At 45.0% G+C, this 19493-nt stretch carries 24 protein-coding genes; 13 read left to right on the top strand and 11 right to left on the bottom strand.

The window, feature by feature from the left end; translation table 11 throughout:
* Positions 1-3: 3 nt before the first annotated feature.
* Positions 4-783 carry an NRDE family protein gene (locus H9629_RS00805; protein WP_191730364.1) on the bottom strand — a complete coding sequence of 260 codons (780 nt, stop codon included), beginning with the start codon at positions 781-783 and terminating at the stop codon, positions 4-6.
* A gap of 93 nt (positions 784-876) precedes the next feature.
* Between H9629_RS00805 and lgt the strand changes: the two genes are divergently transcribed.
* The 3 genes from lgt to H9629_RS00790 all read left to right on the top strand — a co-directional run bounded on the left by lgt (position 877) and on the right by H9629_RS00790 (position 2550).
* Positions 877-1686, top strand: a complete 810-nt coding sequence (lgt, locus tag H9629_RS00800) for a prolipoprotein diacylglyceryl transferase (RefSeq protein ID WP_064094832.1) — start codon at positions 877-879, stop codon at positions 1684-1686.
* Between the two features lie 92 nt (positions 1687-1778).
* Entirely contained in the window at positions 1779-2171 is a 393-nt protein-coding gene (locus tag H9629_RS00795) for a hypothetical protein (protein WP_191730363.1), read from the top strand.
* Complete coding sequence (locus tag H9629_RS00790) at positions 2164-2550, top strand: hypothetical protein (RefSeq protein ID WP_191730362.1); 387 nt, start codon at positions 2164-2166, stop codon at positions 2548-2550. Before H9629_RS00795 ends, H9629_RS00790 begins: the two co-directional genes overlap by 8 nt.
* 14 nt (positions 2551-2564) lie before the next feature.
* On the opposite strand, the gene H9629_RS00785 is transcribed toward H9629_RS00790, so the two are convergent.
* On the bottom strand, positions 2565-3077 hold the full coding sequence (locus tag H9629_RS00785; protein WP_064094835.1) for a CHAP domain-containing protein: 513 nt from the start codon (positions 3075-3077) through the stop codon (positions 2565-2567).
* 409 nt (positions 3078-3486) lie between these two features.
* Here H9629_RS00785 and H9629_RS00780 point away from each other — a divergent pair, with 409 nt between their 5' ends.
* From H9629_RS00780 to msrA, 6 genes are all read left to right on the top strand, one after another.
* A complete protein-coding gene (locus tag H9629_RS00780) occupies positions 3487-3978 on the top strand; it encodes a lipocalin family protein (RefSeq protein ID WP_191730361.1) in 492 nt (163 codons plus the stop codon).
* A gap of 180 nt (positions 3979-4158) precedes the next feature.
* The gene (gene thyA, locus H9629_RS00775) at positions 4159-5001 is read left to right on the top strand and encodes a thymidylate synthase (protein WP_144724539.1); all 843 of its coding nucleotides are present in this window, start codon (positions 4159-4161) and stop codon (positions 4999-5001) included.
* A 189-nt stretch (positions 5002-5190) separates the two neighbouring features.
* Entirely contained in the window at positions 5191-5703 is a 513-nt protein-coding gene (locus H9629_RS00770) for a dihydrofolate reductase (RefSeq protein ID WP_064102242.1), read from the top strand.
* Between the two features lie 26 nt (positions 5704-5729).
* Positions 5730-6776, top strand: a complete 1047-nt coding sequence (locus H9629_RS00765) for an Lnb N-terminal periplasmic domain-containing protein (protein WP_064102241.1) — start codon at positions 5730-5732, stop codon at positions 6774-6776.
* A gap of 103 nt (positions 6777-6879) precedes the next feature.
* Positions 6880-7341 carry an META domain-containing protein gene (locus tag H9629_RS00760; RefSeq protein WP_064102240.1) on the top strand — a complete coding sequence of 154 codons (462 nt, stop codon included), beginning with the start codon at positions 6880-6882 and terminating at the stop codon, positions 7339-7341.
* Positions 7342-7444: 103 nt separating this feature from the next.
* A complete protein-coding gene (gene msrA / locus H9629_RS00755; protein ID WP_191730360.1) occupies positions 7445-7969 on the top strand; it encodes a peptide-methionine (S)-S-oxide reductase MsrA in 525 nt (174 codons plus the stop codon).
* Positions 7970-8033: 64 nt separating this feature from the next.
* Here msrA and H9629_RS00750 read toward each other — a convergent pair whose 3' ends face one another.
* From H9629_RS00750 to H9629_RS00730, 5 genes are all read right to left on the bottom strand, one after another.
* Complete coding sequence (locus H9629_RS00750; protein ID WP_144724536.1) at positions 8034-8438, bottom strand: ExbD/TolR family protein; 405 nt, start codon at positions 8436-8438, stop codon at positions 8034-8036.
* Entirely contained in the window at positions 8438-9061 is a 624-nt protein-coding gene (locus tag H9629_RS00745) for a MotA/TolQ/ExbB proton channel family protein (RefSeq protein ID WP_144724535.1), read from the bottom strand. Before H9629_RS00745 ends, H9629_RS00750 begins: the two co-directional genes overlap by 1 nt.
* Positions 9062-9086: 25 nt before the next feature.
* Entirely contained in the window at positions 9087-9857 is a 771-nt protein-coding gene (locus H9629_RS00740) for a TonB-dependent receptor (RefSeq protein WP_191730359.1), read from the bottom strand.
* Between the two features lie 194 nt (positions 9858-10051).
* Complete coding sequence (gene purU, locus H9629_RS00735) at positions 10052-10918, bottom strand: formyltetrahydrofolate deformylase (protein ID WP_064094845.1); 867 nt, start codon at positions 10916-10918, stop codon at positions 10052-10054.
* A gap of 48 nt (positions 10919-10966) precedes the next feature.
* Positions 10967-11698, bottom strand: a complete 732-nt coding sequence (locus H9629_RS00730; protein WP_064094846.1) for a TetR/AcrR family transcriptional regulator — start codon at positions 11696-11698, stop codon at positions 10967-10969.
* 114 nt (positions 11699-11812) lie between these two features.
* Between H9629_RS00730 and H9629_RS00725 the strand changes: the two genes are divergently transcribed.
* From H9629_RS00725 to H9629_RS00710, 4 genes are all read left to right on the top strand, one after another.
* Complete coding sequence (locus H9629_RS00725) at positions 11813-13261, top strand: coniferyl aldehyde dehydrogenase (protein WP_191730358.1); 1449 nt, start codon at positions 11813-11815, stop codon at positions 13259-13261.
* A gap of 165 nt (positions 13262-13426) precedes the next feature.
* Complete coding sequence (gene rpmB, locus H9629_RS00720) at positions 13427-13663, top strand: 50S ribosomal protein L28 (RefSeq protein WP_000048256.1); 237 nt, start codon at positions 13427-13429, stop codon at positions 13661-13663.
* 12 nt (positions 13664-13675) lie between these two features.
* On the top strand, positions 13676-13831 hold the full coding sequence (gene rpmG, locus H9629_RS00715) for a 50S ribosomal protein L33 (protein WP_001205031.1): 156 nt from the start codon (positions 13676-13678) through the stop codon (positions 13829-13831).
* 134 nt (positions 13832-13965) lie between these two features.
* Positions 13966-15681 carry a cation:proton antiporter gene (locus H9629_RS00710; protein WP_191730357.1) on the top strand — a complete coding sequence of 572 codons (1716 nt, stop codon included), beginning with the start codon at positions 13966-13968 and terminating at the stop codon, positions 15679-15681.
* Positions 15682-15939: 258 nt separating this feature from the next.
* On the opposite strand, the gene H9629_RS00705 is transcribed toward H9629_RS00710, so the two are convergent.
* The 4 genes from H9629_RS00705 to H9629_RS00690 form a co-directional block, all read right to left on the bottom strand.
* Positions 15940-16218 (bottom strand): hypothetical protein, encoded by a 279-nt coding sequence (locus H9629_RS00705; RefSeq protein ID WP_191730356.1) that lies wholly within the window; start codon positions 16216-16218, stop codon positions 15940-15942.
* Between the two features lie 114 nt (positions 16219-16332).
* The gene (locus H9629_RS00700) at positions 16333-16836 is read right to left on the bottom strand and encodes a DUF6586 family protein (RefSeq protein ID WP_138743125.1); all 504 of its coding nucleotides are present in this window, start codon (positions 16834-16836) and stop codon (positions 16333-16335) included.
* A gap of 191 nt (positions 16837-17027) precedes the next feature.
* The gene (locus tag H9629_RS00695; protein ID WP_191730355.1) at positions 17028-17279 is read right to left on the bottom strand and encodes an RNA recognition motif domain-containing protein; all 252 of its coding nucleotides are present in this window, start codon (positions 17277-17279) and stop codon (positions 17028-17030) included.
* Positions 17280-17362: 83 nt separating this feature from the next.
* Complete coding sequence (locus H9629_RS00690; protein ID WP_191730354.1) at positions 17363-19351, bottom strand: ATP-dependent helicase; 1989 nt, start codon at positions 19349-19351, stop codon at positions 17363-17365.
* Positions 19352-19493: the final 142 nt, after the last annotated feature.

Below are 19493 nucleotides of genomic sequence, written 5' to 3'. Positions count from 1 at the left end.
CACTTATTTTAGTTTGATTATTTTTTCAATAATTTGGCCTGCGGTCGCACCTTGTTGTGACTTTTCGATCCAGTGCCATTGTCCCTGCTGCATTCTCAAAAAATTGGAGCAACGGGTACCATAGGCCGGACTCTGGATAAAAGTCGAAGATAGCAGTTGTTCCATTTCCACCGAGATACCGGTATCTGGCAGCAGCTCCGGAATCACCTTGCGTTCATCTTCCAGAATATCCCAGACTGCATGACACAGTTCCGCTTCTGCAATCTTTTGTTGTTGCAGCATCGGTAATAGTTCCTGGGTAAAGCGTTTCCGCAAATGCCGGGTCTTGTACCAGTCTTCACTCATCAATCCGTTTGAAACGACATAGACCCCATGGGCCAGTACGTGCGGTGCTTCACCGCGATTGCTCATATATACAGCCTGATCCCGATCGCCAATAAACAGGTTAAAACCGGCATAGTCACGCTGTCTCTGTTCCAGATCTTGCGCGAAACGAATCGGAGTTAAGTCAGAATTTAAAAAGTCCTGAATAATATGTCCACGTGAAGTTGGATAGTGTTTTTTGTCCTGTCCGTCGCGAAAATTGGTGATCACCGCCCATCTTCCTGAAGCCGTAATGCCCATCCAGGTACCACCAGACTGTAAATCTTGCCCAGCAATAATCGGACTATTTTCCCATTCATATAAGCCATGCGTGGGACGTTGATAAAACTCGTCACGATTTGAAATCAGACATACTGGGGTCTGATCCAGAACCTGCCAAGCCAATGCCACAATACACATAATTGATGCCCTCGATCTTTACACATTGAATGTACAACATTTTTCTTTGCTTTCAGCTAAAATCTGTGCAAAACAGAATCACAAGGAACAGGAATGCTCACCTATCCAAACATTGATCCCGTTGCGATTTCGCTCGGGCCTTTGCAAGTCCACTGGTATGGACTCATGTACCTCTTGGCTTTTCTATTTGCCTGGGGACTGGCAACTTATCGCGCTAAACAGCGTGGCTGGACGCCAGATATGGTCTCGGATCTGATTTTCTTTGGTGCTTTGGGTGTAATCATTGGTGGCCGTGTGGGCTATGTTTTATTCTACGGTTTTTCCCAGTTCCTGGCCGACCCTTTATGGCTCTTCCAGATCTGGACTGGCGGCATGAGTTTCCATGGTGGCTTCCTCGGTGTGATTCTGGCCATGTTGTGGTGGTGCAAGAAATATAAGATGACCTGGTTCCAGACCCTGGATTTTATCGCACCTTGCGTGCCGACAGGGTTGATGTTTGGCCGGATTGGCAACTTTATTGGCGGTGAACTGTATGGCCGTCAGGTGACCGATCCAAACTTTGCCTGGGGCATGATTTTTCCGACCGATCCGCTGCAACTGGTGCGTCATCCATCTCAACTCTATCAGGCATTGTGTGAAGGTCTGATCCTGTTTATTGTGCTGTGGTGGTTTAGTTCCAAGCCGCGTCCGCGTATGGCAGTTTCGGCATTGTTCCTGATCGGTTACGGTCTGGCACGTTTTGTGGTCGAGTTCTTCCGTGAGCCGGACAATGGCCAGCTGTTTATTGGCTGGATGAGCAAAGGACAATTCCTGAGTCTGCCAATGATCCTGATTGGCTTGTGGATGATGTGGTATGCCTACCAGAAGAAAATTTATGACTGGGGCCCACAAAAAAATAGCTAAGAAAAGAGCTGAATTTAGCGAGGCAAAGGCCTCGCTTTTTTATATCCAAAATATGCTAAAGTGCCGATTATCTCTTCTATTTTTTCATTATTATGCTTGAGTTCTGGTTTAATCCGCAGGTATCTGTTCTCAAAAAACTGTTGATTTTTATTGTGATTGCTATGGCAGCTGCAGGCTTGTACTGGATGGAGCCGCTGCCCTTAGATGCGATTCTGATGTTTGTCGGTACCGGCATTGTTTTTCTGATTTGCCGTTACTGTAAAATCCACTTTGCCAGTAAAAATCCGACTGGCTTGCTGTATAGACTCCTGACCTGGATTCCAATTGCCTTATTGCTTGCTTTAGTTTTTATGAACATGCAGCAGGGTGAAATCCTGATTCCAGGCGCGCAAGGTATTGCCTTTATGGCTCTGGCGATTTGCCTGTTTTCTCCCCTGTCCCTGCTCAATCAGAATAAATCAGATTCGGGTTCACCCCATGCTTGAGTTCTGGTATTCGGAACGCTGTACCCGTCAAATCAAGCTGATGGTCATTATTGCGACCTGTATCTTGATTTATGCAGCATCAACTGTGGCTCAGTTAGGTTCGGTATTTGTTGGCGTGAGTTTAGCGATTGGTATTGCTGTACATTTATTGCACCATTCCCGCCTAAAAATTTCGAAGTCCAATCCCTATGCAAATGGCTTTAATGCCTTGAGCCGGGTCATTCCCATCATTGCCTTAATTACCCTATTCGGCTATTTGCCCGAGCAACATGCGCAATGGACAAAATTTGCTTTGGGTCTGCAATGTTTTGGTTTTACCGCGATTGGACTATTTATAGTCTCAGTCTATGAAAACCGTGCGAAACGTTTCAAAGAGTGAACTTTGCACAGTTTTTAGAAGTATGTTTCCAGACGATAGTAACTATAGGTCAGGTTTTTGGTGCGATAGATTGCATGACTATTCTGCTTGAAGTCTGATACCCAGGCAGTTCCTGAATATGCTGCAATGTGTCCATATTTATGATTTGAGGTACGATCAATAATATAGATATCACCTTTTTTAGGGCGATCAAAAGAAGCATTAATTTTCTTATAACCCAATTGCATCAGGGTATTTCCCCAGTCTGCTGCGGCGACCGGATGATTCACGATTTTGGCACCCGAAGATTGCAGCCCGACACGAATACTGCGCGCGCATTTTTGGGTACTGGTTCGACGGGTAATACCCTGCAAATAGCTTGTGAATTTCTCGATATTGATACGATGACCGTTGCTTGAACTTACGGCTTTATGGATAGAACCTGTTGAAGGTTTTTTGGGATTTTGTTCAGCCTGAGAACGTAATATGATGTTCGCTTGAGCAGGTGCATGTATTGCACTCATGTCCATTGGTTGATCATAAACCATGCTTTACCTTTTACTCCACGCCGGAAATATCGGCTTTCATTTGTTAACGAACGGAGAATACTAGCCGGTTAAATGTTATTTTTCACATTCAATATGTAATAAAATTTTTCTATTGTTCGTTTAATGAAACTAAACTATTATTTTTTTTCGTATTATTTTTAGGAAATTTTTTATAAAAAATAAGATTCAATTTAGTTTTTTTTAATATTAATCCCGTCAAAGTAAATTATTACAATCTCAGATTTCCTTCTATATTTATTCTCTTAACTATTTATAGGCAGCATTATTGCCAATTTTACTTATCGAAAAAAAGGATAACAATTTTCTACAGGATTACATCGCTTTAAGCCTAAGCTGATGTATTAGACTGATTCAGTACAAATAATTGAAGTGAACGGAGAAGAAAAAAATGAATCAGGATTTAGCTACTGTTTCTAATTTTGATCTGGAACATTATTTAGGAACCTGGTATGAAATCGCGCGTTTGCCGATGAAGCACCAACCTGAAGACAGCACTGATATTTCTGCAGTTTATAGCCTGAATGAAGATGGTACTGTTCGGGTCAAGAACCGTTGTCTGGATGGCGGTGGAAAGCTGGATGAAGCAATTGGAGAGGCCAGCATTGTTGATGCAGAGCATGGCAAGCTGGAAGTCAGCTTCTTGCCTGAGGGTTTGCGCTGGGTGCCTTTTACCAAAGGAGATTACTGGGTGCTCAAACTGGATGAACAGTATGAAACTGCTCTGGTCGGGGAGCCGCATATGAAATATCTGTGGCTACTGCATCGTAAACCAACGCTGGATGAAGCCACCAAACAGCAATATCTGGCCTATGCAAAATCACTGGGTTATGACCTGTCTGATCTGATTCATACCGTTCATACGGGCCAACCCACCGCTTAAACAAAATAAATTGAACCATTCAAAGGCATCTCTCAAAGATGCCTTTTTTATTGCGATTGCTCTCTGGTTGAATCAGTTTTATCGCTATGCGGAAGTACTAAAAAAAATGTTATGATGAACGCAATTTTGAGTTGCTCAGTTCAAAGAAAAGCAATTTTCAACAAATTTTAAGAGAGACCTATGCGCCAATATCTTGACCTTCTACAACATATCCTCGACCACGGCGGCGATAAAGGCGACCGTACCGGAACAGGTACACGCTCGGTATTTGGTCATCAGATGCGCTTTGATCTTTCTAAGGGATTTCCCCTACTCACCACCAAAAAAGTTCATTTCCGTTCTATCGTGATTGAACTGTTGTGGTTCCTGAAAGGTGATACCAATGTAAAGTATCTTCAGGACAACAAAGTCACGATCTGGGATGAATGGGCAACTGCGGAACAGACAGCACGTTTTGGCCGTCCTGAAGGCGAACTTGGTCCGGTATATGGTCATCAGTGGCGTAACTTTGGCGCAACCAAAAATCCAGATGGCAGCTATAAACAGGACGGTTTTGACCAGATCCAATGGCTGATCAATGAAATCAAGACCAATCCAAATTCACGTCGTCTGATTGTCTCTGGCTGGAATCCGAATGAAGCGGGGCAAGTGGCATTACCACCCTGTCATACCCTGTTCCAGTTTTTTGTGCATAATGGCAAACTCTCTTGCCAGCTGTACCAGCGTAGTGCCGATGTGTTTTTGGGCGTCCCATTTAACATTGCCAGCTATGCCCTGCTGACACATATGATTGCGCAGGTCTGTGATCTGGACGTCGGTGATTTTGTCTGGACCGGTGGCGATACCCATTTATATGCCAACCACTTTGAACAAGCACAATTACAATTGAGTCGTGAGCCACTTGGCCTATGCCAGTTAAAATTGAACCCTGAAGTCAAAGACCTGTTCGATTTTAAATTTGAAGATATTGAAATTGTCGGTTATGAATCACATCCAGGTATAAAAGCACCTGTCGCTGTTTAATGTTCTTTATTATAAAGTTCCCTCTCCTCCTAGGAGAGGGCTAGGGAAAGGCCTTTTACCATGCGTGACGCCTCTCCCTTTCAAAATATATTCCCGAGCCTAAAGCATAAAGGCAGTCAATATAGATTTTTAACCTTTCCCTCGTACATTACACGAAGAACTTTGGGTTTGATGAGAAGGATTCAATACATGTCATTTCAAGATTTAGAAGTTGTACACGTCGTGGCAATGGATCAGCAGCGCTGTATTGGTAAGGACAATGACCTGCCTTGGCACATCTCAGCAGATCTTAAACATTTTAAGGAAATCACTCAGGGCGGCGTGATTGTGATGGGTCGCAAAACGCTTGAATCTATGGGCCGTGCCCTGCCCAAACGTGTGAACTGGGTGATTACCCGGGATGCCGACTGGTCTTTTGAAGGCACTAAAGTTGCGCATACGATTGAGGATGCCTTGAACCAGGCTGTAGCAGATGTAAAAGCCTCGGAAAATCCGAAGTCCATTTATATTATTGGCGGCGGCGAAATATTTAAACAGACCCTGGATATCGCTGATCGTCTGGAACTCACCCATGTCGAACTGGATGTAAAAGGTCATGCCTATTACCCGGAGATTCCGGCCGAGTTTGAAAAAGTTGCATCAGAACAACATATTGATGACAAATCCGGTATTGCATTTGAGTTCGCAACATACAGAAAATAAAGCCTATTTTCTATAAAAGATTGAGCATGCAAGGACGCAAAAAACCGGAAAAGCATTGGAGCCTGTGGTTACTCGGCAGTCTGTTTAGTTTATTTGTCCTGTGTTCAAGCTTGTGGTTAAGCCTGATGCTCTGGGTACAACAGCCTTTGGGTAAAATTGGCAGCATAATTCTGATAGGTCTTTGGCTCGCATTTGCACTGGTTGTTCTCGGAATTTATTTTACTCGGCATCTGATTTCCCGCCAGGTGGATACCGTACTCTATCTGCTGGCCTTTCTGTTCAGCTTGTTGGCTTACTTCAGCATGGAGCCACGTCAGGATCGTGACTGGAACCCTGAAGTTTCCAGGCTGCTCTCCTATGAACAGCGAAGCAATCTGGTCACCCTGCACAATATCCGTAATTTCGCTTGGCAACCGGATGGCCGCTATACTGCGCGCTGGGAAAGCCGCAGTTTTGATCTGAACCAGATTACCGGAGTGAATATCATCACGTCTTACTGGATGGGACCAAAAATTGCTCATACTCTGGTCAGCTTCGATTTTGCCAATCAAAAACCACTCACCTTTTCAATTGAAATCCGCAAGGAGAAGAATGAGAATTTTTCAGCGATAGGTGGCTTTTTCCGAAAATATGAACTGAGTCTGGTGGCATCGGACGAAAAGGATATTATATATACTCGCAGCAATGTCCGCGGCGAACAGGTCTATTTCTTTCCAGTAAAGATGCCACAAGCTCAAGCCAAAGCATTATTTGTGGAATATCTCCATCAGGTCGATGAACTGGCCAAACAGCCGAAATGGTACAACACCCTGACCAGTAACTGTACTACGCTGGTCTTTGATATGGTGCAGGCAGTTTCTCAACAACAATTGCCCTCAGATTATCGGTTACTTGCCTCCGGCTATTTACCGAACTATCTTTATGATCTGAAAGTACTGGATCAGTCCTGGGATATGCATACCTGGTATCAGCGGGCACACGTTAATCCACGGGTGAAACAGACCGCCGAGCTGTCCAGTCAGGACTATTCACATCTGATCCGGCAGGGCCTGCCAAAACCAGACATGCGATAACTCTATAGTAATACCCACTTCAATAAAGATACAAAATCAACTGGAACCTTGATCATTTTTTTGTTTAGATACAAATGGCTAATCTATGATCAGGGTATCTCTCATGCTAAAAAAATTAACTGCCATCGCCATTTTAGGTTCGGTTTTAACGGTCATGGGTTGTGAAACTGTCCCATCTACCGCCACCACACAAACCGCGAATCATTTACAACTTTTGCAAAATCGCACTTGGATCGCTACCCAGATTGGCAATACTGAAATCAAGACAGTACCAGCAGCAAGCAATATTCCAAGCCTGCAATTTGATGCCAGCACCCAGCGTGTTTCAGGTTCTGATGGCTGTAACCGGATCATGGGCAGCTATACAGCGGGTAAAGACACCTTGAATCTGAGTCAAATGGCCACTACACGCATGGCCTGTATGAATAATGGTCAGCTAGATCAAAAATTTAATGAAGCTTTAAGCAAAGTGACGCATTATCAAGTATATGGAAAAACATTGAAACTGTTGGATCGACATGGCAACTTGTTAATCCAGCTGGAAAGTGCGGTTCAGCCACGCTAATAAGCCTCCTACAAAAAGCCTGCATTTACAGGCTTTTTTATCTTTCATACTGGTGGGCTAGAATTAAACCATCAGCCTATTTCAATTGAATGAGGAATCAACCATGCAACAAGCACTTTTCGGTGGTGGATGCTTTTGGTGTACCGAGGCGGTATTTTTACAAATCCAGGGAGTTCAGCGGGTTCTAAGTGGCTATGCAGGTGGTCATACAACTAATCCCAATTATGATGACGTGTGCGAGGGTGAAACCGGACATGCTGAAGTGATTCTGATCGATTTCGATGAAAACCAGATCAGTTATACACAGTTACTTGATGTATTTTTTGCAACCCATGATCCAACAACCTTGAACCGTCAGGGCAATGACGTTGGCACCCAATATCGTTCTGTGATTTTTTATCTGAATGATGAGCAACAACAACAGGCACAGCAGGCGATTGATGCCCTGAAAGCCGATGGCATCAATATCGTGACTGAACTCAGCCCTGCCCCGACTTTTTACCCTGCAGAAGAATATCATCAGAACTTCTTTGCCAAGAATCCCACTCAAGGCTATTGCAATTTTGCCATTCCGCCAAAATTGAACAAATTACGCAGCAAGTTTACAACTTTGTTAAAAACTCATTAAGTTTCATGAAAAATAGGCATAAAAAAAGCGACTGCCATTAGTCGCTTTTTTTACTCACTAAATCTTAGTTATCAGTTGCAAAAGCAATATCGCTGAGTCCGGCTCCACTCGCGCGCGACATGACTTGCGCCACCGTATCATAACGTGATTCTTTATCTGCTTTCAGCACAATCGTCGGCTGACGTTCAGACTGTCCGGCTTCATTGAAGCGGGTTTCAAGCTGCTCTAACGTCAGTACATCGCCATTCCAGGCAATGTCACCTTCTGCATTGATACTAATGGTGACATTTTCAGGCGGCAGATCGATAATTTCCGCAGTGGTTTGTGGCAAGGTTAATGGAATTGACGGGTTCGCAACGGTCGCTGTCACCAGGAAGATGATCATCAATACCAACATAATGTCGATGAGTGGAATGAGGTTCATCTCATTCATGCCTACATCGTTGTCTTCACCCAGTTGAAAAGCCATTAAGCTTGACCTCCCACGAAACTTTGTTGCGTGATCTGCGCATCAGATTTTTTTGCAGCAGATTCCTGTTGCAGCATGGTATCAATTAACAGACCATGCGCCTGATCTTGCAGTTCATGTGCTAGGCCACGATTCATACGCACACAGATGTTATACGCCAGTACCGCAGGAATCGCGACAGCTAGACCCAAGCCGGTCATAATCAAGGCTTCACCGACTGGGGTTGCTACTTGTGCCAGGCCAGCCTGACCACTTTTACCAACCGCAACCAGCGCATGGAAAATTCCCCATACCGTACCGAATAAGCCAACGAACGGTGAAATTGAGGCAATTGTACCCAGAACCGATACACCTTTTTCGGCATTGGCTTTTTCTGCTGAAATCTGGCGTAACAGCGCCTGTTCTGCCACTGCCTTACGCTGTTCAAAGCCCAAAGGAGCCAGTTTGTTTTTCAGTTGTTCCAATGCCTGAGATAACTGAGCATAGGCAATCTGTTTCAATTGGCGAGTGCCCATCAAACGCAGCACAAAAATGGTCCATGTCGCAATCGACATTGCCAATAACACGAAATACAGCGTTTTACTGACTGCATCAGCGTGTTGCCAATAAACTGAAAAGTTCATATTCGAACTCCTAATGGGTTAGCCGTTATTTAACCTGAAAATCGAAAGGCTGTTCCACACGGGTTGGATAAGCCACACCATTTTCAACATATTTGGTGAGTTGTGCACGACGTACCGCTGCTTCTACTTTGCGCGTTACTGCCGGGCTACAATCTGAGTTTCGTGCAGTCGCGGAGACTACTTTGCCCTGTTCATTTGCTGCCACGTCCACTACCAGCGAACAGGCTGATTTTAATTCACTCGAAGATAATGAAACTTTCGGTGAACGCTGCCAAGAGACACCTCCGCCAATCGATACACTTTTCGGTGATGGCGGTGCAGCAGGTGCAGGCGGCGCCACAGGTGCAGGTGGTGCAACTGGAGCGGGTGCCGGTTTTACTTTAGTTTCAGTGACCACGGCCGGCACTACCGGAGCCGGAGTCGGTTTTGCTTCAACTGGCGGTGCTGTAACTACTTTAGGCGCTTCCACCTTTTTCACCTGTTCAATTTTTTCTACTTTTTTGGGTGGCGGTGGCAGCGGTTTTTCTACAATTTTGACTTCTTTTTTAGGCTTAGGTGGCTCTTTTTGTGGCTCGGCCTTTGGCTTTGGCGGTAAAGGTTTCGGTACTTCCTGAAGTTTGACAAAGCGCACTTTTAAGGGCTGCTTATCAATGGGTGTCAGTTCAGGCGCTTTCATCTGGCTGATCGCATATAACACTCCCACATGCCCAACCAGTACAGCCGCAACGATAGAGATGACTTTCTTTTTCATCTGATTCGGCGGTGTAGGCATTTGGGGCGCAGCAACTTGACTCATTAAATCTATTACCTTGAGGAGAAGACATGAAACAAACTATCAAGCTCATCGGTTAGCACAATTAAAGTATGCCAATAATAAATGAGAAGTGTTTTCATTTGCAACTGCTAATCTTAGCTTTGACTGATTTTTTTTGCATCAAAACAAAAAAAAGGCACACTAAAAGTATGCCTTTTTAAAATCCAATGCAAGTCTTATTGGAACACGACAGTCTTGTTACCATCGACAATAATACGGTCTTCCAGATGCCATCTGACCGCACGGGCCAATACATTACGCTCTACATCCTGACCCAGTTCACGTAACTGTTCAACAGTAAAGTCATGGTTCACGCGCTCCACATCCTGCTCGATGATTGGTCCCTGATCCAGATCAGCTGTCACATAGTGGGCAGTTGCACCAATCAGTTTGACACCCTTGTCATAAGCCTGCTTGTACGGATTGGCACCCACGAAAGCTGGCAGGAATGAATGGTGGATATTGATCACTTTCATTTCCCACTTGCTGACAAACTCTTCATCCAGAATCTGCATATAACGCGCCAGTACCAACAGGTCATTGCCCTGCATCAACTGGTCAATTTCTTCATAAGCCTCACGCTTGTTGTCTTTGGTTACTGGCACCACTTCAAATGGAATACCAAAGTTTTCAACTGCTTCGCGTAAGGTCTCGTGATTCGATACCACTTTGGTAATTTCACAAGGTAAACCACCACGTGCATGACGCCATAACAGTTCCAGCAAGGCATGATCAACCTTGGACACCAGAATACCGACTTTCTTCACATCACTGACCAGAGCCAGACGCCATTGCATGCTATAGCGTTCCGCTACATTCGCTGCAAAAGTCTGGATAATGCTTTCTTTGCGACTTTGAAGATTATCTAATTCAAATTCAACGCGCATGAAATAACGTCCGCCCTGCGCTGCTGTCGCATATTGGTCAAGCGCAGTAATGTTAGCACCTTGATGATACAAGAAGCTTGAAACAGCCTGCACGATGCCCGGCTTGTCTTCACAAGTAATCAATAAACGTGCGGTGTTAGCAGTCGTCATATTCATGTTGGTTTAAGTCACTAATCAGTTAAATTAAAAAATAAGCCGAGTATTCTAGCGCGTTTCTTGGATATTCTGAATAGTTTGTTCAGATTCAGCGTCTTTAGCAGCCGACAGGCTGGCAAAAAGTTCGGAAGAGCCCAGACTATTCAATAAACCTTCATAGGTTTGACGACTTTCGCCACGCAAATAGGCCCCTTCCAGGAATACCATCTGGCGCAGTGCCTGCCAGACCCATTTTTCTTCCAGCGTATTGGAATCGGTCAGATGGCCTGACATATACAGGAAGTTGGTCCAGTTGGTCAGTACAATCCACAGGTTGATGATCAGGGCTTCAATTTCTGAATCGGTCATTTCCATCAGGCCTGCATTGACAAAGCCTTTATAGATTTTCTGGCCCTGCTGCATCACCTGTCCGGCAAAGCGGGGATACAACTTGCGAAAATCTTCGTTATTTTCTACCAGATGATACACATCCCGATGCAGGAAACGATAAGCCCATAGCTGACTACTCAGTACCTGAAAGTAATGCACCTTGTCATTGGCGTCCAGCGCACGGTCATCTGGTAAGGCCAGCATCTCCAGCGTTTGCTGCTGGTACTGTTCCATCAATTCTTTAATAATTTCATTTTTATTGCGGAAATGATAATACAGGTTACCTGGGCTCATGCCGAGTTCAGCCGCAATGTGATTGGTGGTGACGGACCGTTCGCCACGCTCATTAAACAGCTGCAAACTAAGCTGCAAGATACGCTCTTTAGTTTTTAAGGTTTTGGTTTGAGACATCCTAAAATAACCATTCAGTTCGTGCATTAGCAGGCTAACACACAAAGTCACTTGACTAATTAGAGTATTTGCTCTAAAAATTAATTAATCGATTTTTGAATATGGTAGTGCGGCATGAACAGTCACACAAAAACAACATCAATGACACCACATTTCTTTGATAGCCAGTACCTCAATGAAGTCTTGGCACAACAAAAACACGCTTACTTACACTACCCTCTGCCAACTGCAAAGGAACGTATCGATCGTTTAGCTCGGCTTAAGCGTATCTTAGTTAAGTATCAAGATCAATTTGCTGAAGCAATTAATCAGGACTATGGTAACCGTTCGATCGGGGAAACCAAAATTGGTGAACTGCTCACCTGTCTGGAACATGTCAAATATTACAGTAAAAACCTGACCCGCTGGATGAAACCCTCCAAGCGTCATGTCGGCATTATTCACCAGCCAGCCAAAGCCTGGGTACAATATCAGCCTTTGGGCGTAGTCGGAATTATTGCACCGTGGAATTATCCGCTGCTGCTGTCTATCGGTCCGCTGATCTGCGCTCTGGCTGCAGGCAACCATGCCATGATCAAGATTTCCAGTGCATCGGCTGCCTTTGGTGCAGTGCTGGAAAAAGCCCTGGCCGAAGCCTTCCCGAAAGAATTGGTCGCGGTGGTGAATGGTGGCGGTGTCATCTCGGATGCATTCTGCCGTTTGCCGTTCGATAAGTTAATTTTCACCGGCTCGACGGCAGTCGGTAAAACCGTGATGGCGGCGGCTGCCGAAAATCTGGTGCCAGTGATTCTGGAACTCGGCGGTAAATCACCGGTACTGGTGCATCCATCCATTGATCTGCGTGATGTGGCTCAGCGTGTCGCCGTTGGCAAGCTCTGGAATGCGGGCCAGACCTGTGTGGCACCCGACTATATGTTCCTGCCACGTGGCAAGACGGCTGAATTTATTGATCATTTTAAGGCTTGCGTAGAAAGCATGTATCCGGATATCACCCATAACCAGGATTACACTTCGATTATCAATGACAAACAATATAACCGTCTGCAAGGTTATCTGGATGATGCACGCGAGCAGGGTGCGCAAATCATTGAAATTAATCCGCGCAGTGAAAATTCGGCTGATCTGCGCAAGATTGCACCGACCATCGTGACCAATGTCACTCCAATGATGCAGATCATGCAGCATGAAATCTTTGGCCCACTGCTTCCAATCATGGAATATGATCAAATTGATGATGTCATCGACTTTATTAATAGCCGTCCGCGTCCACTTGCTTTATACTACTTCGACTTTGATCAGGCGCGTGCTGATTATGTCGCACAGCGTACCCATTCAGGGCATTTTGGGCAAAATACGGTACTGACCCATGTTGCACAGGACGACTTACCATTTGGGGGTGTCGGTGCATCAGGTATGGGTAAATACCACGGTCCAGAGGGCTTCTTCAGTTTGTCGCATGAACGCTCAGTAATGTCGAATCCAAAGCTGTATAGCTTGAAATACATTCTGCCGCCGTTCAATAAACCGATTCACAAGCTGATTTCGAAGACCCTTCTCCGCTAAATGATCAAGGCATGAGCTATCGATATAGTTCGTGCCGCGTTTTGACGGAAATCGCTTGTCTTTTAAGCGCATTTTTGATATAAAACGCCCCTTGAATGATTTCAATCCGTTTATTTTTGACTGGCCATACAGATTTGCTGTTGGCTAAATCAATGGAGTTACACCATGTCTAAGGTTTGCCAAGTTACCGGCAAGCGTCCAGTCGTTGGTAACAACGTCTCACACGCCAACAACAAAACTAAGCGCCGGTTCGAGCCGAACCTGCACCACCACCGTTTCTGGTTAGAAAGCGAAAAACGTTTTGTACGTCTTCGTTTAACCACTAAAGGTATGCGTATTATCGACAAATTGGGCATTGAAAAGGTTGTTGCTGACCTGCGTGCTCAAGGTCAAAAGATCTAAGGAGTCTGAACCATGCGTGATAAAATTCGCTTAGTTTCTTCAGCTGGTACAGGTTATTTCTATACCACGACTAAGAACAAACGTACTATGCCGGAAAAAATGGAAATCAAAAAATTTGATCCAAAAATCCGTCAACACGTAATCTTCAAAGAAGCTAAAATCAAATAATTTTAGTTTCTTTAAAAAAGCGGCCTTTTCAGGTCGTTTTTTTTGCACTTTTTTTATCCGGCTTGATAAACTTTCTGAATGTTTTGGCATTTTTTGTGCTTATTTCCCAATAAACCTAACTAAAGGAGTATTTAGTGCCACATGATGTAGAGCTCATTATATTACTCGCTGTTGGTTTTGGCTTAGCTTTAGTCTTTGGCTATCTCGCAGCACGACTGCGTCTTCCCCCTTTGATCGGCTATTTGATTGCCGGTGTGCTGATTAGTCCTCATACGCCGGGTGTGGTCGGTGATATTCATCTGGCCAACCAGTTGGCAGAACTAGGCGTCATGTTCCTGATGTTTGGTGTCGGGATGCATTTCTCTCTGAACGATCTGATGCAGGTACGCCGGATTGCCCTGCCTGGTGCAATTTTACAGATTGCTGTCGCTACCCTACTCGGGGTAGGTGTCTCAATGCTGTGGGGCTGGAACTTTGGCTCAGCACTGGTCTTTGGCTTAAGCCTGTCCTGTGCCAGTACCGTGGTTCTACTCAAAGCGCTCGGAGATCGTGGCCTGCTGGATTCGATCAATGGCCGAATTGCAGTTGGCTGGTTACTGGTCGAAGATCTGGTGATGGTATTGGCGCTGGTCTTGTTACCTGCGACTGCAGTGCTACTCGGTGGTCAGGCCCTGGAAGGTGCAAGCGATGAAAATATCTGGCTCACCTTAGGCATTACCCTACTTAAAGTCGCAGGCTTTATTGCCTTCATGCTGATTATTGGTAAGCGCTTGATTCCAATGATCATACAGGTAGTGGCACGTCTTGGTTCACGTGAGCTGTTCACCTTAACCGTGGTGGCTGCTGCTGTTTCTATCGCCTTCGGCGCTTACAAGATTTTTGGCGTTTCTATGGCTCTGGGTGCGTTTTTTGCCGGTATGGTGGTAAAAGAGTCTGATTTCAGTCATCGCGCCGAAGAGGAAACTTTGCCACTGCGTGAAATTTTCTCGATTTTATTCTTTGTCTCTGTCGGCATGCTGTTTGATCCGCGTATCCTGCTGGAACAGCCCTTACATGTACTGGCAGTAGTGGGCATTATCATGATTGGTAAGACCATTGCAGCCATGGCACTGGTACTGTTCTTTCGTTATCCGATCAATACAGCCTTGACCGTCGGCGCTTCGCTGGCACAGATTGGTGAGTTCTCCTTTATTCTGGCTGCACTCGGTGTATCCCTTAACCTGCTATCGTTAGAGGGACAAAACCTGATTCTGGCAGGTGCCTTGATTTCAATCACCCTCAACTCTTTCGTTTTTTCTGCGATTGAACCCGTACAAAAATGGATCCGGGAGCGCTCAACTTTGGCCCGCTTACTGGAACGCAGTGGTGACCCGCTGGCGATGTTACCCGATGAAGTTTCACAAGATTATTTGCGCGATCAGGTGGTGATTATTGGCCATGGTGAGGTTGGGCGGCGTATTACCCGGTCATTGATGGAAGAGAACATCAAGGTGGTGATTGCCGAAGAAAACCGTGACATCGTAGAAAACCTGCGTGAAAAAGGTATTGCGGCTGTTTCCGGTGTTGCCACTGAAGCAGGAGTACTGATTCAGGCGCATATTCAGCATGCGCGCTTACTGGTCATTTCCCCTATGGATATCATTGATATTCATAAAATTGTAGACATTGCCAAGACCTTGAATCCGAAAATTCAGGTATTGGTCTGTGCAGAAAGCAAGGAAGAAGCTGAAGCGATCCGTCGTGATAATATTGGTGCGGTGTATTATGCCAAAGAAGAAATGGCAAAAAATATGAGTAATCATATTTTGAACCAGATTGAGATCGCACATCAGCATACCCCATCTCATTAAAGTTTTTCTTTGAATAAATGCTCATAAAAAAGTTGCCAGATCAGGCAACTTTTTTATGAGCATGCATATATCCATGAGCCAAAGATTTTATCAGTCCAATGTTTTTAGCTTGCTCACGCCCTAAATCTTTAAATACTGATTTTTTCATCTTCATATTTAAATAAAGGTCTTTCTTATACTTGCCAATCTGTATCCCCCATATCCTATAAAACCAAAAAAGCACACGGATTGTGTGCTTTTTACTCTAGGTTTCAACGATTAACTCATATACTTTGGCTCTTCATCCACGATTTCAGCCTGCCATTCATTAACCTGCTGTTCCAGCAATCCATATAGGGCCGCCTGAATCATCTGCTGTGCAACAACGGGAGTCTGCTCTCCAAGTAGAGCTTTCACCTCGTCATTAAACTGAATCATCACCAAAGGCTGTTTATGTGATCCTGCATTGCGTAACGCCAATGCGCCACCTTCAAGTTGAACGAGTTCTAAAATCGCGTCTTGATTACCAAATAAGTCTTTCAACTGTTCTATAGACATATATCCTCCATGTTCAACATGGTGGCAAAGAGCCGAGTGCACTTTGCATCATTAGAGTAATTGATATAGGGTTAAAAATTGTAATTTCAAGTACAGCAAGCACAGCTGATCCGATTAAAATTCAATCATCTCATTACGAAACCCATCAATTAATTGTGTTAGGTCACGATGCCATTCTCTCAATATAGCAGTATCAGGTAACCATGCTTGTGGAGACTGTGTGACTTTAATGATGAGATTTGAAGAGGTTTCGTCTTCAGGTTCTGGTGTACTTGGTTCCGGCGCATATTGGCATAAACGGTAGGCGCGCTTCAGTTCAGCAATGAAACCGCTTTTGGACAAATGTTGCAGCACAGCCACTTCTGGCGAAATCTGGCCTTTGGCCGCCATCAGTTCTTCAATTGATTTCAGGGTTGGATTAGGATCATTCAGGCGATAATAACGCACCAGTTCCTGTAAAAATGCTAACAAGGCACCATGCAAATGAAATACAGTTGCCTCACGTTGAGCCTGAGCCTGTTGTACATGTTCGGTTTGCTCGGCCTGCTGGCAGGAAAGACGGGCAAAATACAGTTTTTGATTGGTACGGTCCGCATGATAGCGAGCAACACGGGTCATCGAGATTTCCTAAGGTTTAAAACAAATTTTGGCTTTTATAAAGTAAAAGGTTCGCCTGCATTTCGCAATCAAAAGATGTTTAGACTGAATCAGGCCAGTACTGAAATTCAGAGCATTGAACTCACCGAGTAGGAACGAATATACTAAATTTCAGCCATAAAAAAGGAGCTATCAAGTGCTCCTTTTTTAGTTTAAGCCTGAGGCTTGTCTTCTGCGGCTTTCACGCGGATCCCATGTCCGTGCAAGCGCAAAGTGTTCAGGCCTTTAATGGCTTTCACTGCTTCACGGCCATGCGGCATTTCTACAAAAGCAAAACCTTTTGATTTACCTGTTGCTGCATCGAGCACCAAAGTACAGGTTTCTACGGTGCCGTAGTCTTGAAATAACTTGAGCAATTCAGCTTCTGTCACTGTACGTTCTAAATTGCGAACTAAAATTTTCATCTGTTAACCTTAAGAAGATAGGCAAAAAATATCAAAAAGCACGCGCCTACTCTACTTTTTGTATGAAACCACTTTGCTATAGTTTAATCGAGATCAATGCCAAAATCTAAATTAATCGACTTGCGTTCAATCAAGGCACTTTTGACGGTTTGCTGCCGGGTTTTGTAATGGGTTTCCGTGGTGCATAACTGCCGGGTGAGATCATTCAGGAAATAGCTTTCGACTTTACGCCCGTGCTCATCGACCGTTTCCCGCGCCCAATGATTCAGGTTCTGTTTGGTCAGAATCAATTCATTTTTTGCCCGGGTCAATGCCACATACAGCACACGGCGCTCTTCTTCGACATCATCAAAATCACCTTGGGCACGTGCATGCGGGTAATTGCCTGGCGTGACATTGGCCACATAGCAAACATTTTGTTCGGTGCCTTTTGCCGAGTGAATGGTGATTAAGGTCACCACATCATGGTCCGACTGGCGTTCAATTTCCGAAATTGACACCGGATCCAGCACATATTCCTCTAAAAATTCACTCAGCTGCGAATGCTTCGAGGCCAGCTGTTTCACCAGTTCAAAATCACTCTGGCGACGTGACCAGTCCTTTTTATAGTTTTCCGCCAGTTGAGATTCAATCGCCTGAATCGCAAGACCGACACAGGCTTGCACTTCGCCTTTGAGCACATTCATCTGCTGCATAATCAGAATGGTTTCTCGCGGTATCTTGCCAAACTGTTCTAATTTCTTTGCAATCTGATCCATTTCAAGTTCAGCCAATAGCTGCTGTGACAGCTTGCTGGCACCCACATCACCTACACCATTCCACAGGGTTAAGAAACGCATCCAGGCAATATCATCCAATGGATTGGCGACCACCCGCAGCATGCTGAGCAAATCTTTGACATGCGCCGTTTCCAGCAGCTTCATGCCACCAATAAAGCGATACGGCACATTGGCCGCGATACAAGCCGCTTCAATATGCCGTGCGGCAAAGCTGGAACGAACCAGCACCATATGCTCGCCCCACTTACTGCCTTGCAGATAATGACGTTCTTTAATATCAATCGCGATCCATTTGGCTTCATCAAACTCATTCGGGAAGATATGCATACGCGGCTTTACACCTTCTCCGCGATACGCTTCCAGACGTTTGTCATATTTGATTTCAGACTGATCGAGCAGCCAGTTGGACAGATCCAGAATTTCCTGGGTCGAGCGGTAGTTTTTTTCTAATTTAAAAATCTGCGCATCTGGCACACGCTCTTTGAAATGGTGAATATTTTCAAAGTCTGCACCACGAAAGCCATAAATCGATTGCGCATCATCACCGACACAGAACAGGCTGATCCGGTCTTTGAGTGGCTCCAGCAAAGCCCATTGCAATGGATTGGTATCCTGCATTTCATCAACTAGCATATGTCGACAGATTGAAGCCACATAATCGACCAGACCTTCGGACTGAGCCAGCGCCGTGGCAACTACCGCTAGGATGTCATCATAATCCAGAAAGCTGCGTGCCAGCTTACGTGCTTCATATTCTTTCATGATTTCGGCAATCTGGTCCTTTAAGGCCAGATATTCCGGCATCTGTTTTTCTAATGCCAGACTGAGTTTTTGCCGGGTATTCCGTGCAAAGGAATATAAATCACATAATTCCTGAGGCTTAGGCAAATGATTGGGGTTTTTCTTGTCATCACGGCCGCGAATCAGGCGGAACATCATCAGCTGATCATCACGATCAATAATCGAAAACTGTTCCAGACCAAAAGCTTTCGGAATACGGCGCAGCAGATACATACAGAAGGTATGAAAGGTCGAGGCCCGCAGTCCCTTGGCTTCTTCACCAAGTGCCAGTTCGACACGCGCCACAATTTCACTGGCAGCCCGGCGGGTAAAGGTCAGAATCTGAATCTGGTTGGCAGGCACGCCCTGTTCAATCAAGTAAGCTGCGCGTGCCACGATGGTCTTGGTTTTGCCACAACCTGCCCCGGCCAGCACCAAACTGTGTTTTGCTTCTGTGGTGGCTGCTTGTTTTTGCTGAGGGTTTAATTCATCAATCAGGGTGGCTAAACTCATTTTCACTCATCATTTTGTGGATGTATGTAGTTTAACAGATCGCTTCCAGAATTATGGCTTTTCAGTTGACCTGAAACTGTCGCCAATTTTATTTCTTGATTTGATATTAGCTGACGACAGGGCGTGCTGGATTGCATGAGAG

The organism is Acinetobacter pecorum, assembly GCF_014837015.1.
Classification (GTDB): Bacteria; Pseudomonadota; Gammaproteobacteria; order Pseudomonadales; family Moraxellaceae; genus Acinetobacter; species Acinetobacter pecorum.
Note: the sequence above shows the minus strand (reverse complement) of the source record. Positions and strands in the feature narration are given on the sequence as shown.